The 12,567-nt window shown below is 57.8% G+C and carries 11 protein-coding genes; 7 read left to right on the forward strand and 4 right to left on the reverse strand.

The window, feature by feature from the left end:
* Positions 1-147: 147 nt before the first annotated feature.
* Both sufB and IQ265_RS02460 read right to left on the reverse strand, forming a co-directional pair.
* Positions 148-1,587 (reverse strand): Fe-S cluster assembly protein SufB, encoded by a 1,440-nt coding sequence (sufB, locus tag IQ265_RS02455; protein ID WP_194050596.1) that lies wholly within the window; start codon positions 1,585-1,587, stop codon positions 148-150.
* An 85-nt stretch (positions 1,588-1,672) separates the two neighbouring features.
* The gene (locus tag IQ265_RS02460; RefSeq protein WP_194050597.1) at positions 1,673-2,032 is read right to left on the reverse strand and encodes a ferredoxin-thioredoxin reductase catalytic domain-containing protein; all 360 of its coding nucleotides are present in this window, start codon (positions 2,030-2,032) and stop codon (positions 1,673-1,675) included.
* A gap of 208 nt (positions 2,033-2,240) precedes the next feature.
* Here IQ265_RS02460 and sufR point away from each other — a divergent pair, with 208 nt between their 5' ends.
* The 4 genes from sufR to IQ265_RS02480 all read left to right on the forward strand — a co-directional run bounded on the left by sufR (position 2,241) and on the right by IQ265_RS02480 (position 5,987).
* On the forward strand, positions 2,241-2,906 hold the full coding sequence (sufR, locus tag IQ265_RS02465) for an iron-sulfur cluster biosynthesis transcriptional regulator SufR (protein WP_194050644.1): 666 nt from the start codon (positions 2,241-2,243) through the stop codon (positions 2,904-2,906).
* A 366-nt stretch (positions 2,907-3,272) separates the two neighbouring features.
* On the forward strand, positions 3,273-4,712 hold the full coding sequence (locus tag IQ265_RS02470; RefSeq protein WP_194050598.1) for a Na+/proline symporter: 1,440 nt from the start codon (positions 3,273-3,275) through the stop codon (positions 4,710-4,712).
* Between the two features lie 162 nt (positions 4,713-4,874).
* A complete protein-coding gene (locus IQ265_RS02475) occupies positions 4,875-5,141 on the forward strand; it encodes a hypothetical protein (protein WP_194050599.1) in 267 nt (88 codons plus the stop codon).
* A gap of 72 nt (positions 5,142-5,213) precedes the next feature.
* Positions 5,214-5,987, forward strand: coding sequence for a PspA/IM30 family protein (locus IQ265_RS02480; RefSeq protein WP_194050600.1), 774 nt, complete (start codon positions 5,214-5,216; stop codon positions 5,985-5,987).
* An 85-nt stretch (positions 5,988-6,072) separates the two neighbouring features.
* On the opposite strand, the gene IQ265_RS02485 is transcribed toward IQ265_RS02480, so the two are convergent.
* Entirely contained in the window at positions 6,073-7,620 is a 1,548-nt protein-coding gene (locus tag IQ265_RS02485) for a GGDEF domain-containing protein (RefSeq protein ID WP_194050601.1), read from the reverse strand.
* Positions 7,621-7,885: 265 nt separating this feature from the next.
* Between IQ265_RS02485 and IQ265_RS02490 the strand changes: the two genes are divergently transcribed.
* Together IQ265_RS02490 and IQ265_RS02495 are read left to right on the forward strand one after the other, a co-directional pair.
* Positions 7,886-9,049: an LL-diaminopimelate aminotransferase gene (locus tag IQ265_RS02490; protein ID WP_194050602.1), complete on the forward strand. Its 1,164-nt coding sequence runs from the start codon at positions 7,886-7,888 to the stop codon at positions 9,047-9,049.
* A 453-nt stretch (positions 9,050-9,502) separates the two neighbouring features.
* The gene (locus IQ265_RS02495) at positions 9,503-9,919 is read left to right on the forward strand and encodes a response regulator (protein WP_194050603.1); all 417 of its coding nucleotides are present in this window, start codon (positions 9,503-9,505) and stop codon (positions 9,917-9,919) included.
* A 77-nt stretch (positions 9,920-9,996) separates the two neighbouring features.
* Here the strand turns inward: IQ265_RS02495 and IQ265_RS02500 are convergent, their stop codons facing one another.
* Positions 9,997-10,197 carry a hypothetical protein gene (locus tag IQ265_RS02500; RefSeq protein ID WP_194050604.1) on the reverse strand — a complete coding sequence of 67 codons (201 nt, stop codon included), beginning with the start codon at positions 10,195-10,197 and terminating at the stop codon, positions 9,997-9,999.
* A gap of 306 nt (positions 10,198-10,503) precedes the next feature.
* Between IQ265_RS02500 and uvrC the strand changes: the two genes are divergently transcribed.
* On the forward strand, positions 10,504-12,417 hold the full coding sequence (gene uvrC / locus IQ265_RS02505) for an excinuclease ABC subunit UvrC (RefSeq protein WP_194050605.1): 1,914 nt from the start codon (positions 10,504-10,506) through the stop codon (positions 12,415-12,417).
* Positions 12,418-12,567: the final 150 nt, after the last annotated feature.

Raw genomic sequence — 12,567 nt, forward strand, 5'->3', positions numbered from 1 at the left:
GTGGGCACCGCCCACCATGCTCCTACGCGTTGAAATTAAGGTTCTTATCTATGGCCGAGGATTCGTAGGGTGCATTCGCGTCAGCAATGCACCGCGCGGTAATCTTGGCGAAGACGGTGCATTGCTTCGCGAATGCACCCTACAGGTTTACCCCACGGTGTTCTCTAGCTTCAGGGCTAGCAGCTTGTCGGCCTCGGCGGCAAACTCCATGGGTAGCTTGTTGAACACATCGCGACAGAAGCCGCTGATGATCATCGACACCGCGTCCTCCGGCGAAATGCCCCGCTGGGCAAAGTAGAAGAGCTGGTCTTCCCCAATTTTGGAGGTTGAGGCTTCGTGCTCGACCTGGGCGGTGCTGTTCTGCACCTGAATATAGGGGAACGTGTTGGCGCTAGACGTATCACCAATCAGCATCGAGTCGCACTGGGAGTAGTTGCGCGCCCCTTCCGCCTTTGGCCCAATTTTCACCAAGCCCCGGTAGCTGTTCTTCGATTTCGCCGCCGAAATACCTTTAGAAATAATGGTACTGCGGGTGTTTTTGCCCACGTGTACCATTTTGGTACCGGTGTCGGCCTGCTGATAGTTGTTGGTCAGCGCCACCGAGTAGAACTCGCCCACAGAGTTGTCGCCCACCAGCACACAGCTGGGGTACTTCCAGGTGATGGCCGAACCCGTTTCAACCTGGGTCCAGGAGATTTTAGAATTTTTCCCGGCGCAGAGGCCGCGCTTGGTGACGAAGTTGTAGATGCCGCCTTTGCCGTTTTCGTCGCCCGCAAACCAGTTTTGCACGGTGGAATAGTTGATGCTGGCGTCGTCCATAGCGACCAGTTCAACGATCGCCGCGTGGAGCTGGTTGCTGTCGTACATGGGGGCGGTGCAGCCCTCCAGATAAGTGACGGAGCTACCTGCTTCAGCCACAATTAGCGTGCGCTCAAACTGGCCCGAGTCGCCATTGTTAATGCGGAAGTAGGTCGAGAGATCCATCGGACACTGGGTGTCTTTGGGAATGTAAACAAACGATCCGTCACTAAACACAGCCGAGTTCAACGCCGCAAAGTAGTTGTCGCCGATCGGAATCACCGTACCCAGATACTTCTCTACCAGGTCGGGGTGCTCCTGTAGCGCCTCGGAGATCGAGCAAAAAATCACCCCCGACTCCGCTAGCTTTTCTTTAAAAGTAGTGGCTACCGAAACGCTGTCAAAGATGGCATCTACCGCGACGTTGGCCAGCCGCTTCTGCTCCGAGAGAGGAATGCCCAGCTTCTCGAAGGTGTCGAGCAGGGTGGGGTCGACCTCGTCTAGGCTGCCCAGCTTTTTGGGCTGGGTCTTGGGGGCCGAGTAGTAGACGATGTTTTGATAGTCGATGGGCGGATACTTGACGTTGGGCCAGACCGGCTCGGCCATGGTGAGCCACTTGCGGTAGGCCCGCAGGCGAAACTCCAGCATGAACTCCGGCTCATTCTTCTTGGCCGAAATCATTCGCACGACATCTTCGCTGAGGCCGCGAGGAATGACGTCGGCCTCAATGTTGGTCGTAAAGCCGTACTTATAGGGCTGGCTAACAAGGGACTGAACAGAAGCACTCATGATGCGACTCTCTTAGCGGGCTGCATAGTGGCGAAATGAACTCGGCGGGCCTAGTTAGTTTTCAATAGGCCCAGCGTTCAACGGGCTAGTATTTGCTGGTCTCGGTGCGAATGGTCTCAAAGGAAATGTCTTGTTGCTCACCCGCGAAGGGGTTGTCGGGGGTGAGAAAGAGCATGCAGTGGCACTCTTTGCGCTCTTGCATGGGTACGCAGGGGCAGTTCCAGTAGATGGTCTTGACCTCGGCCTCTTTGTCTTCGTAGTGACGGCAGGGGCATAGTGGCGAACCAAAGTCGTCTTTGTGCTTAGCCAAACCTTCCAGCACCACGGCGGTTACGCCAGGGTCGGAGCAGAAGTAGGTGCCGGTGCGCTTGGCATAGCTCTGGGCAAAGTTGCGCATCAGCTCTAGGTTTTTGTCGGTGGCCTGGGTGGTTTTGGTGTCAGTCATTACGGGATTGGTACGGTACACAGCCCAATAATTTTATACAATTAAAGCAACATTTAAGTTGTCTAACTAGATCTTAGACTAGTTTAACAACATAAAGGTTGTCAAAGTAGATTATCTTTCGATGGGCCGGTCTAACGCCTGACCTAAATGGGTATCGTCTACGGGGCAACCTGCGCCACGTTCTCTAATGTCTCGGTGGGCCAACGCCATGACCTCTGTGCAGCAACCCTCTACATCCACAAAAGATGACATTTTGATGTACCTGCTCAGGCAGGGTGAAGCCACGGCCCACGCCATAGCTGACCATGTTGAGGTGAGTACCCAGGCGATTCGCCGCCACCTCAAAGATTTGGAGGCGGAAGGGTTGATCGAGCATCGGGCTGTGCAGGAGGGCATGGGGCGACCCAACCATCTGTACCAGCTCAGCGCTAAGGGGCGCGATCGCTTCCCGGCCAAGTACGACGAATTTGCGATCTCGCTGCTCGATACTCTGGCCGCCACCCTGGGCCAGGATGGGGTCGGTACTGTGCTGCGTCAGCAGTGGCAGCGTAAAGCGCTGGAGTACCGCGATCGCGTGGGCACCGGCACCATTGCTGAGCGGGTGGCGCGGCTGGTGCAGCTGCGCGTAGACGAAGGGTATGTGGCCGAATGGCACGAGGTTGAACCCGACGGCGAGCTCTGTCAGAGCGGCCCCTGCTACATCATTACTGAATACAACTGCGCCATCTCCCACATTGCCGAGTCGTTTCCTAGCGTGTGTGGCCACGAGCTAGAGATGTTTCAGGTGGCGCTGACCGACTGTGCCGTGCAGCGCACCCACTGGCTAGTCAAAGGCGAGCACCGCTGCGGCTATCTAGTGCAGGGGCGAGGCTGAGCGCCGACCTCCTGTCTCTCCTAGGCCCTCCATTTCATTCTCAGCAAACATTCAATCGCTTCTGAAGCGGCTCTGGTAGAGTATCGCTCAACCCGTTTCTAGTTGAGCGATGCCCGTAGAGCCTGGCGAAGCTGATTGCTGCCGATTGAGCAAATTTGCGGCTGGGGCTATTTCGCTGGCTCCAGTTGCCTGGCTTTGTGCCTTCTCCAGACCCAATCCATTAGAGATGTGCTGCCAATCTGGAGCTGGCGGTCACGATGGGATGTTCTCGTTACCCATCCAATCATCCACGAGCGCTCGTAATCTAGAGCAGCCTGACGGCATAATCTTGTCAATCTTGGTCAACTCTTATAAGGGGCGCTACGTATGGTTGAAAACACCCTCACCTGGGTTTTGCTGGCCGGTTACTGCGGATTTTTGCTCTACCTGGTGCGTCAGACGACTCCCGATCGCGTCAGTCCGCCGGAGTTTTTTGAGGGCCAGTCGAGTACTGGGCAGGCACCGGGCCTGTGGCTGCTGGTAGCTAGCGCCGCTATTTCCTGGATTTTTGCCAAATCGATCGACAACGCCGCCAGTTTGGGGCAGACCTTTGGCGTACTGGGCGGCGCTGGCTATGCCATCTACTACCTGAGCTTTGTCACCGCCGCGATCGCCCTCTACTTTCTCCGCACGCGGGGCGGCTACCGCTCTATACCAGAATTTTTGGTCAGCAAGTACGGCAGGGTGTGTTCGCGGCTGTTTTTGCTCGCGATCGCCATTCGCCTGCTCAACGAAGTGTGGTCTAACACCAAGGTATTTTCGCTCTACTTCGGCCCCGAGGGCAGCGCTGGGTACTGGCTAGCGGCGGCTGTCGTCACTTTGTTCACCGTTTACTACACCCTGCTGGGCGGCCTGCGCAGCAGCCTGCTCACCGACGGCGCGCAGATGGTGCTGGCCGCCGTGCTGCTGGTGGTCATTTTGGCTACCGTTGGCCCCGGCTTGGCCCGCGAGGGACTGCCGGTAACCGATGCCGATACCCGCAGTGCGGCCCTTACGTTCTGCGGCCTGGCCTTTGTGCAAATTTTTAGCTATCCCTTCCACGATCCGGTGATGACCGATCGCGCCTTTATCACCGGGCCGCGCACCATGTTCAAGGGCTTTATCTGGGCGGGCATTGTCAGCGGCGGCTTTATCTTCTTGTTTAGCAGCGTGGGCCTGTACGCCCGCGCTGTTGGGGCCGAGGGGTCGCCTAGCCTGGTGGTACCGGCGCTGTTTGGCCTGCCCATGCTGCTGGTGTTCAACGCCATCATGCTGACCAGCGCTGGCTCAACGCTGGACTCCACCTTTTCGAGCACCGCCAAGGTGGGGGCGCGCGACTGGTTTCACCGCAAGGGTGCCCCCACCGAAGGTCAGGCCCGCATTGGCCGCTGGTGGATTATCGCGATCGCGCTGCTCGGCAATGTGCCCCTGCTGAGCATCTACATGGGCGATCGGGTTGGTCCCGCCATTATTTTGGCGACGACCATCAGCGGCACCATGGTCATGGGGCTAGCCCCGATCTTTTTGCTGGCCTTTCTACGCCGAGCCGGGGCGCTCAGCTTTCACCTCGCCTTCTGGCCAGGCATCCTGCTCGGCGTGCTGCGGGTAGCCGAAAACGTTATTGGGGCTCCTATTTTCCCGGCCTGGGTGAGCCTGGGCAGCGGCAAGTACGCCGTCGATCTGGGCGTGAATATCTATGGGCTGCTGCTGTGTACCGCTGGCTACCTGCTTGGGGCCTGGTTGGGAAGTCCTAAATCCAAAGCATCCAAAGTGCTGCCCGAAGCGTAGATCTAGTACGACCCTCTCCAGGTGACGGCGGCGGCCCAGAACTTTCTGGCCGTCGTTTTTTTACCCTTGAGGGCCATTGGGTTCACTCCCGCAGACGATTTTGCTAACCCTAGCCAGGTCTGACAATATACATACAGTTGCCCTCTGAATACCTCGCCCACCATGCTTGACCAGTCCCTCCAGTTCCTCACCCCCGAAGAATCGGCGGAGGTCGATAAGGCCCTGCTGTCGTCCCCAGAAAAATTTTTGGCCCGACTCACCATTTCTACCAGCAAGCTGCTGCGGGTGATTGCCGCCGACACTGGCACCCCGATCGAGGCGTTAACAGCGGTACAAATTACCCAGTGGTTTGAAAAAGACGCCAAACTCAAGCGCGAGCAGGGGGTGAACGCGTCGGTGTTGAAGTGGGATGCGGAGAATTTGGGTTAGCCCACTCCCCCCTGACTTTCTGTAAACTAGGTAAAGACCATCGCAACACCGTAACTAAGGAAGCAGCACGTCATGGGGTTATTTGATCGCGTTAGCCGAGTGGTTCGCTCTAACCTAAATGCGGCGGTGAGTTCGGCTGAAAATCCAGAGAAAATCTTGGATCAGGCCATTATCGACATGCAGGAAGACCTGGTTCAGATGCGTCAGGCGGTAGCGGGCGCGATCGCCAGCCAGAAGCGGGTGCAGCAGCAGTACGACAAGGCCCAAAGCGAAGCCAACACCTGGCAACAGCGCGCCCAGCTCGCCCTCCAGAAGGGCGACGATGATCTGGCTAAGCAAGCCCTGCTGCGCAAGAAAACCCAGGCCGAAACGGCCGTGGCGCTCAAGAACCAGCTCGACTCCCAAAGTACGGCAGTCGAGCAGCTAAAGCGCAATTTAATCGGCCTGGAGAGCAAGCTATCTGAGGCCAAGACCAAGAAAGACATGCTCAAAGCGCGGGCCAGCGCCGCCAAGGCCAACGAGCAGCTGCAAAACACCACCAGCCGCATGAACACCAGCAGCGCCATGGCCGCCTTCGAGCGCATGGAAGAAAAAGTGCTGCAAATGGAAGCGACCTCCCAGGCGGCGGCAGAACTGGCTGGGGCCGATCTGGAGAGCCAGTTTGCTTCCCTCGAAGCCGGGGGCGACGTCGATTTAGAGCTGGCGGCGATGAAGGCGCAGCTGGCTGGCGGCACTGTAGACCAGGGGCAGCTGCCCCCCGGTGAAACAACGATCCCCGTTACTGAGTCGAGCGAGGTCGATGCTGAACTAGAGCAGCTCAGGTCGCAGATCGACCAGCTCGACTAGTCCTTGCAGCAGGTCAGGGGTGAAGGCAGCGTTCTCACCCCTGAATTGGCTAAGTGGCTAGAGGCTCTTAAGCCGTTGAGGATTGTTAGACCCTGGGGCATTCGGCACCTAGGAGCATGTGGTCTACGCTAACGGCGCGATCGCGGCCGTGTTTTTTGGCCCAGTAGAGCGCTTTGTCGGCCAGGGTGACCAGAGTTTGCGGTGTCTCGCCGTGCTGCGGAAAGCTGGCGACCCCCAGGGAGATCGTGAGCGGCGGCAGCACCTGGCCGTTAAACGAATTACTGACGTACTTCACCGCCCGCCGAATTTTTTCGGCTCGTTTCAGAGCTACCTCTGGAGTCGTGTCGAGCAGCACCATACAAAACTCCTCGCCGCCGTAGCGATAGACAATATCTTGGGAGCGCACGTGGCCCCGCAGCAGCATGCCAATGTTTTTGAGCACAGTATCGCCCGCCTGGTGGCCGTAGGTGTCGTTAACGGCTTTGAAGTGGTCAATGTCGATCAAAATGACGCTGATATTTTGCTGCCGATTGCCAGGGTGGCACAGGCTGTTGAGTACCGTCTCGGCGTGGCGACGATTGAGCAACCCTGTAAGCGGGTCCTTTACCGCCTGATCCTGTAAATCTTCCAGCAGCAGCAGCCGCTGCATGACAAACAAAATTTGCTCCGACAGCTTTTTAAGCAGCTCCGTCTGGACTGTGGTAAACGGTTCTGAATCGAGCTGCACCAGCTGCACAATGCAGGTGGTGTCGTTAACCATGCCCAGCACAATGCACTTAGTCACCTGGGTCGGGCAATGGCTCACCTGGCACTGGTGACATTCCTGGCTAATCCCAGGCTGCTGACTCGACTGCTGCAGTTGAGAGTAGCAGCACTGCTCTTCAACTACCGTCAGCGGTTTCGCCTCACCCCACTCGGTCAGCACCGTAAAGGTTTCAGGAGGGCTTGAAAACAGCACTAGGCGACCCGACTGATGCGGAAAAAAGTAGGGTAAGTAGGTGGCCAACAGCTGCCCCAGCTGCCGATACGACAGACAGGCCTGGAGCTGAGCCACCAGATCCACCAGGCGAGGATGCCCCTGGTGGAGGCGATCGGAGGTAGGACTTGTAGGACTCAGCGCTACTACTTGCGATAGCAAGTCGAGGCGGCTAGGCGGGGCGATCGCCAGCGACTCTGAATGGGGCATCGGCTGAGGGCTAGCGCCGATGGGCTGGGCCATCGTCAGGCACAAGAGCAGCTGCTGAGCGAGGTACTGGAGGGTTTTCACCTGTACCTCGCTCAGGTTGGCTACGGTCAGCCCAGGTACATAGATTGTGAGCTGATAGCGGGTATTGGTACTGCGCAGGTGCCCTACCAGCACGGCGTTGCTGCCTCCCTCAGAGCGGCTGTAGGTGCTCAACAAAAGCTGCTTGCAGTCGAGCGCAGCCCCTGGCACCGGCTGACTCGACAACACCTCGCGCAGGATGGCGACCGGCAGGTGGCCGTAGTTCATTACGCCGCCGTGCCGCCAGTCGTCGCCCACCTGTACCGTCAGCGCCAGTTGAGGAGCCGCCAGGGTGAGCGACGTGAGCTTCAGAAAATTACATAGGGCTGGGTAGGCATCTCCTAAAGACTGGGGCTGAACTCGGTTCATAGCAGGGAAAACCCCACACCTAAAGGGCATTGATAATGGCTACAGAGAGCCTTGACATAAGGGTGCGCTCGGAAGGCAGGCAACCACCTCAGACGGATTGAAGCGAGATAATCTGTTACACTCCGACGGCGGTTGAGCGCCCGGTACGGCAAGGTTGAAACATACAATGGTTTTATAATGATTGTTTCCATCAGTGTGCCCCGATTAGTTGAGTTGTGATTAGCGCTATTTCGCCAGCGGCAGACTGATCTCTCACCCCAGCACTATGCAAATCGCCCAACGCATGAGGCCTCTACAGGCCAACGTATTTGCCGATATGGATCGGGCCAAGGCGGCCGCTCGGGCCTCTGGCAAGGTGATTGTCGATCTGTCGCTGGGGTCGTCAGATTTGCCTACACCACCCCACGTGCTAGAGGCGATCGCGGCGGCCCTGCCCGACCCCAGCACCCACGGCTACTGCCTGTTTTCGGGCACCCAAGATTTTCGCCAGGCGGCAGCGCGCTGGTACACCGAGAAGTTTGGGGTGTCGGTCAACCCCGAAACCGAGGTGCTGCTGCTGATTGGCTCCCAGGAGGGTACTGCCCACCTGCCCCTGGCCATTCTCAACCCCGGCGACTTTGCCCTGCTAATGGACCCCGGCTACCCCTCCCACGCCGGGGGCGTGTACCTGGCCAACGGGCAAATCTACCCCATGCCTCTGCTGGCCGAAAATGGCTTTTTGCCTCGGTTTGAAGACGTTCCTACGGCAGTACTGGAGCAGTCGCGGCTGATGGTGCTGAGCTACCCCCACAACCCCACAACCGCTGCGGCGAGCCTAGACTTCTGGCGCGAGGCGGTGGCTTTTTGCCAGCGGCACAACCTGGTGCTGGCCCACGACTTTCCCTATGTTGATCTAACGTTTACGGGCAAACCAGCGGTTTCGGCGCTGCAGGCCGACCCCGACAAGACCTGCACGATTGAGTTTTTTACCATGTCGAAGTCATACAGCATGGGCGGCTTTCGAGTGGGTTACGCGATCGGCAATGCAGAACTGATCACCGCCCTCCGCCAGGTCAAGGCCAGCGTTGATTTCAACCAGTATCCCGGCATTCAGCGGGGGGCGATCGCGGCCCTAACCGGCCCCCAAGACACCGTTCACCACATGATTGCCACCTTTCGCCAGCGGCGCGACGCGGCGGTTGCGGCCCTGGAGCGCGTGGGTTGGGCGGTGCCAGTACCCGAGGCCACCATGTACATCTGGGCCAAACTGCCCGATCGCTTTGCCCACGACTCCCAAGCGTTTTGCCTGCGCCTGGTTGAGCAAACCGGCGTGGCGCTGGCCCCTGGGGTAGGGTTTGGCAAAGCGGGCGAGGGCTATGTGCGCATAGCCCTGGTGCACCCACCTGAGGTGTTAGAGTCAGCCATTGAAAGGATTGCTGGTTTTCTCTAAAGCCATTTCTCTTTAGTAGATTGCCGAGCCAAAGGCCATGGGTCAGCAGGGTTCAAGGTATACGGTTTCAGGTCCATGGCCTGCCTTGAACCGCATACCTTACACCTTAAACCCTGGATCACCGGCTCCTGTCACGGTTAGATTGGTCAAGTACCAGGTCAGATTCTGGTAAGACAATAAATCTAGCGATGCAAAGGCTCTAGCCGCTGCCAAAAGCTCCAGCTGGTGATGAAGCACTGGCCCAAGCCCCCAAAAAATCAATAGACTCTATACAAGTGCTGATAAAAGACAAGTCAAGCAGGGTGCCTTTGATGTAAGCATTGGGTTAACTTGCCTGAGCTTCGTCAATGCTGAGTCACGCCATTATTTAGTATCCAGGGTGCAACTCGTTGGAGTATGAGACCGACCATCCGTTCTCATATCTCCAGTCTTCAGATCAGGATCTAAGGGTTAATGGTGACATCTCCATCCAGCACCGCTGATGGTCGGCGTCGCATTGTCGTCGTAGAAGATGACAGTGCCAACCGATTGTTTTTTGCCGACTATCTCACCTTCTCTGGGTTTGCGGTGCTGGCTTTGCCCCACGGGTTAGACCTTGAGCAACAGCTCAAAGAGTTTCAGCCCGATCTGCTGCTGCTCGACCTGGGGCTACCCGAAATTGACGGCTATGCTCTGCTCAAGCAGGTGCGATCGTCGGTTATGTGGCAGCAGCTGCCCGTCATTGTCGTGTCGGGCTATGCCTTTGCTGAAGACCAGCACCGCGCCCTGGCTATGGGGGCGCAAAAATACCTGGTCAAGCCCGTGCACCTGCACCAGCTTACCGACGCTGTTCACGCGGTTTTGCAGTCGTCGAACGATGAGGCGGGGTAGCTCAACCCCGCCATCGCTCCAAATCGGATATGCAAACTAGGTCACTCAGGACCTTTGATTTAGCCCTCACCCTGCGGCTACGACAAACTGCCATCGCCTGAACCAGGACGCTGCTCCGCTAAAAACTGCTCAACGTCTCGGCTTAAAATTTGTACAGCTTCGCCGATATCGGCAATGGTGTGCTCGAGCTGCGACGACACCACCATTGCCGACTGTAGCCGATTGAGAATATCTTTAATTTGCTCTCGGTAGCGCGCTTCAAACTCTTGAGGGTCCATGCAGGTTGGGTCTCGTGACAGTAACGATCAGGAACAGGATGTAATATTAATTACATCAAGGGTGAGGAGTTTTCCGGAATCTGCCGCTAGAAAAACCAAACTTTACAGGTTTGAAAAAATAACCAACAAAACTTGGTGTCACTCTATTCTAGAGAGCTGCGTGTAAATACTGAGGCCAATGGTGGAGCCTGAACGCGATCCAAACATATCACTCCTTCCTGTGGCGGAAAACCGTCTAGCTAGCGGAATCTGACCGGGCGAATTTGCCGTTATCCTGGTTAGTACAAAGGTTTAGATGCGCCGCCTGTGACTACGGTTCAGCCCACCACCCTAGTTAACGACCCCGATCGCCTGGAGGCGCGGCTCAAAGAGATCCCCAAAGAGCCGGGGGTCTACTTTATGAAAGACAGTCGCGATCAGATTCTCTACATCGGTAAGTCGAAGTGTTTGCGCACGCGGGTCAGGTCGTACTTTCGTGACCACCACGGCCACATGCCGCGCATTGCCGTGATGGTGATGCAGATTGTCGATATTGAGTTTATCGTTACCGACACCGAGGCCGAGGCCCTGGCTCTTGAGGCCAATCTGATCAAGCAGAACCAGCCTCACTTCAACGTGCTGCTGAAGGATGACAAGAAGTACCCCTACCTCTGCGTCACCTGGTCAGAAGATTATCCGCGTATTTTCATTACCCGCAAGCGGCGCAAGAGCCTAAAGGATCGCTACTACGGCCCCTATGTGGATGTCGGCCTGCTGCGCAGCACCCTAAACCTGGTGAAGCGAATATTTCCCCTGCGGCAGCGACCCCAGCCGGTACACCGCGATCGCCCCTGCCTCAACTACGACATTGGCCGCTGCCCCGGCGTTTGCCAAGAGCTGATTTCGCCCGAAGACTACCACAAGACCCTGCAGCGGGTTGTGATGGTGTTTCAGGGCCGCACCACGGAGCTGGTGGATATTCTCACCGCCCAGATGGAGCGAGCGGCCGAAGACCTCAAGTTTGAGCTGGCCGCCCGCCTGCGCGACCAGATTCGCGGGCTGGAGCGACTGTGTGCTGACCAAAAGGTGGCCCTGCCCGACGACACCGTGTCGCGGGATGCGATCGCCCTGGCCACCGACGACAAATACGCCTGCGTGCAGATCTTTCAGGTACGGGCCGGTCGCCTGGTCGGTCGCCTCGGCTTCACCGCCGATGCCGAGTCGGGCACCCCCGGCGAGATCTTGCAGCGGGTGCTGGAAGACCATTACCAGACGGTAGAAGCGGTCGAGATTCCGGCGGTGATTTTGGCCCAGCATGAGCTGCCGGAGAGCGAAATTTTGACCGAATACTTGGGCCAGCGCCGGGGCCGCAAGGTGTCGGTGGAGGTGCCCCAGCGCCAGACCAAGGCCGACCTGATCGAGATGGTCGAGCGCAACGCCCAGTACGAGCTGGCCCGCACCCAGGCCGCCGCCGATCGCAATATTCAAGCCCTGCAAGATCTGGCGATCGCCCTCGATCTGCCCGACCTGCCCAAGCGCATTGAGGGCTACGATATTTCCCACATTCAGGGATCTGACGCGGTGGCCTCCCAGGTCGTGTTTGTCGATGGCATGCCCGCTAAGCAGCACTACCGCCACTACAAAATCAAAAACCCTGAGGTGAAGCCGGGCCACTCCGACGACTTTGCCAGCATGGCGGAAGTCATTCGCCGCCGCTTTCGCCGCTATGCCACCGACCCCACTAAGCAACGCCTGGGCAACCCCGACTGGCCCGACCTGGTGATGATCGACGGCGGCAAAGGCCAGCTCTCGGCGGTGGTGGAGGTGCTCAAAGAACTCAACCTGCTCCAGGAGATCAACGTGGTCAGCCTGGCCAAAAAGCGCGAGGAGATCTTTCTGCCGGGTGAGTCGAGCCCCCTCACTACCGAGGCCGACCAGCCTGGGGTACAGCTGCTGCGCCGCCTGCGCGACGAGGCCCACCGCTTTGCCATCAGCTTCCACCGCAAGAAACGGACGGACCGAATGCGGCGATCGCGCCTCTCTGAGATCCCTGGCCTGGGTCAGCACCGCCAGAAGGAGTTGCTGGCGGCCTTCCGCTCCATTGACTACATCCGCGAGGCCAGTACAGCGCAGCTGGCGACCGTTCCGGGCATTGGCCCCCAGCTGGCTCAGCAGATCTATGAGTACTTTCACCCCCAGCCGGAGGAACTCCAGGCCGAGGGAGTGGAGGAGACGGCTTAAGCACAGAGGAAAGGTGGGCATTGCCCACCCTTGTATCTTAAAAAGTGTGGCAGACCGTCCCACCCTAGGTTAAGCAAACCGCGTGTAGCTTGGGTCGCCGCACCTTTAAGGATAAAACTCGAAAAATCGCCAGGAGCCTGTGACTCCGTA

Source organism: Nodosilinea sp. LEGE 06152, from assembly GCF_015207525.1.
In the GTDB taxonomy this organism is placed as follows: domain Bacteria; phylum Cyanobacteriota; class Cyanobacteriia; order Phormidesmidales; family Phormidesmidaceae; genus Nodosilinea.

Excerpts from the sequence above, each read along its gene's own strand:
- IQ265_RS02460 (WP_194050597.1), bottom strand. The coding sequence starts at position 2,032 with ATGACTGACACCAAAACCACCCAGGCCACCGACAAAAACCTAGAGCTG.
- IQ265_RS02470 (WP_194050598.1), top strand. The coding sequence starts at position 3,273 with ATGGTTGAAAACACCCTCACCTGGGTTTTGCTGGCCGGTTACTGCGGA.
- IQ265_RS02490 (WP_194050602.1), top strand. The coding sequence starts at position 7,886 with ATGCAAATCGCCCAACGCATGAGGCCTCTACAGGCCAACGTATTTGCC.
- sufR (WP_194050644.1), top strand. The coding sequence starts at position 2,241 with ATGACCTCTGTGCAGCAACCCTCTACATCCACAAAAGATGACATTTTG.
- IQ265_RS02475 (WP_194050599.1), top strand. The coding sequence starts at position 4,875 with ATGCTTGACCAGTCCCTCCAGTTCCTCACCCCCGAAGAATCGGCGGAG.
- IQ265_RS02480 (WP_194050600.1), top strand. The coding sequence starts at position 5,214 with ATGGGGTTATTTGATCGCGTTAGCCGAGTGGTTCGCTCTAACCTAAAT.
- IQ265_RS02485 (WP_194050601.1), bottom strand. The coding sequence starts at position 7,620 with ATGAACCGAGTTCAGCCCCAGTCTTTAGGAGATGCCTACCCAGCCCTA.
- sufB (WP_194050596.1), bottom strand. The coding sequence starts at position 1,587 with ATGAGTGCTTCTGTTCAGTCCCTTGTTAGCCAGCCCTATAAGTACGGC.
- IQ265_RS02495 (WP_194050603.1), top strand. The coding sequence starts at position 9,503 with ATGGTGACATCTCCATCCAGCACCGCTGATGGTCGGCGTCGCATTGTC.
- IQ265_RS02500 (WP_194050604.1), bottom strand. The coding sequence starts at position 10,197 with ATGGACCCTCAAGAGTTTGAAGCGCGCTACCGAGAGCAAATTAAAGAT.